Here is a 269-nt window from a genome sequence, read left to right on the forward strand (position 1 = left end):
ATCACAACTCCAGCAGTTGATGAAGTTGTTGAAGTAGGAACTAAGAAAGCTCCAGTTGTTACCACTAAGGAAGAAACTAAGACAGAAGAAGTAGATTTCCAAGTCAAAGAAGTTCCAAATCCAGCCCTTCCAGAAGGTGTCCGCAATGTAACAACTCCAGGTAAAAAAGGTGTTCGTACAATCGTTGAGACAGTAACCTACACTGACGGCAAAGAAACAGGTCGTGTAGTGAAATCAAACGAAATCACAACTCCAGCAGTTGATGAAGT

The 269-nt window shown here is 41.6% G+C and carries 1 protein-coding gene; it reads left to right on the forward strand.

Annotation, left to right across the window (positions count from 1 at the left end; genetic code table 11):
- Positions 1–269, forward strand: a 269-nt coding sequence (locus tag HMPREF2780_RS07215; RefSeq protein ID WP_199774053.1) for a G5 domain-containing protein, incomplete at both ends; no start/stop codon positions are given.

Origin of the sequence: Streptococcus sp. HMSC062B01, from assembly GCF_001811085.1 — a bacterium.
In the GTDB taxonomy this organism is placed as follows: Bacteria; Bacillota; Bacilli; order Lactobacillales; family Streptococcaceae; genus Streptococcus; species Streptococcus gordonii.